General features: G+C 61.6%; 1 protein-coding gene. It reads right to left on the minus strand.

Features of this window, described 5'->3' with window-relative positions; genetic code table 11:
* Positions 1 to 29: 29 nt before the first annotated feature.
* Complete coding sequence (locus J5J09_RS22690; RefSeq protein WP_208554534.1) at positions 30 to 1,400, minus strand: IS1182 family transposase; 1,371 nt, start codon at positions 1,398 to 1,400, stop codon at positions 30 to 32.
* Between the last annotated feature and the right edge of the window lie 54 nt (positions 1,401 to 1,454).

Below are 1,454 nucleotides of genomic sequence, written 5' to 3' on the forward strand. Positions count from 1 at the left end.
TTTTCGTGATCTTAATCGGACCTGTGCCCTTATACCCAGGCTCGGTCCGGGGCCTTGCTCACTGCCATGGCGATCTTCTTGATGTTTTGGGCGCTCGCGGCCAGCAGGCATTGCCATTGGACTTTGATGAGGCCGCGGAAGCGGGCATAGCGATGCCCGTGGAGCTGTTTGGCATCGGCAAAGGAGCGCTCGACCGTCTCCTTTCGCCGCTTGTAGATCGCCTTGCCTCTGGCCGTCTTGCGGTGGGCATCAGTGCGCTCGCGGGCGTCGGCCCAGACATGGCGGGTGATGGTCCGCTCCGCCTTGGCGTTTGCGGTGCAGGAGGCAAGAAGCGGGCAGTCGCGGCAGAGGGACGGGTCCGAGCGGTAGTGCTTGTAGCCGTTCCGGTCGGTGGTGGCATAGGTGAGCAGCTGACCCTGCGGGCAACGATAGCCGTCGGTCTCGGGCTCAAAGACGAATTGCGACTTGCGCATCATCCCGTCCTTCGGCGGGGTCGGGTTGCGATAGCCGGTGACGCCGAGAATGCCTCTGTTCTCCAGTCCCTTGGCGATGCCCGAAGTGGCGTAGCCCGCATCCAGGCCGACTGCGCCAACATGGAAGTCGAAGCGCTGGCGCTGCCGGTCGAGCCGTTCCAGATAGACGATACTGTCATGCACATTGGCCGGCGTCACATGCGTGTCGATGATGATTGCATGGCGGCCATCGACCGTGCGATGATCGAGATAAAAGAAGCCCTTGGGCTTGCCGTCGCGCACCATGTAGCCCGCATCCGGATCGGTGCGGCTGACCTTGGTTTCCTTGACCTCCGGCTCGCGCTCCTTTTCCTTCAGCGACGTCTGCCCGTGCGCCGCCCGCTCGGCCTCGATCGCCCGGTCAAGATCGGCCCAGTAGTCGGCGCGTGACTTCGCAAGCATCTCAAGATCGTACTTGCCCTTGTTGGCATTGGCCTTCAGATGGGTCGAGTCCGTATAGAGCACCGTGCCATCGACCAGGCCGTGGCGGATCGCCTGTTCCACGATCGCATCGAAGATGTCCTGCGCCACCGACGTGTCGTTGAAGCGGCGGCGGCGGTTCTGACTGAGCGTCGAGGCATCGAAGACCGGATCGGTCAGCTTCATCCGCAAGAACCACCGATAGGCGACGTTCACCTCGATCTCGCGCACCAACTGACGCTCGGAGCGCACCCCGAACAGGTAGCCGAGGAACAGCGCCTTGAACATCAAGGTCGGGTCGAGTGGCGGGCGGCCGTTGTCAGCGCAGTAAAGACCGGAAACCCGATCATGGATGAAGGAAAAGTCGATCACCGCATCGATCTTGCGAAGCAGGTGATCCTTCGGCACAAGGCTGTCGAGCGTCACCATCTCGAGAGCCGTCTGTTCGGGAGCAGGTTTCTTCAACATGTCCCAGTGAATCATAAACCCCCGGATGTAGCCAGGGGTTTGTCAGCAGTCTGA

Origin of the sequence: Ciceribacter sp. L1K22 (assembly GCF_017599385.1) — a bacterium.
Taxonomy (GTDB): domain Bacteria; phylum Pseudomonadota; class Alphaproteobacteria; order Rhizobiales; family Rhizobiaceae; genus Allorhizobium.

Excerpts from the sequence above, each read along its gene's own strand:
- J5J09_RS22690 (WP_208554534.1), bottom strand. The coding sequence starts at position 1,400 with ATGTTGAAGAAACCTGCTCCCGAACAGACGGCTCTCGAGATGGTGACG.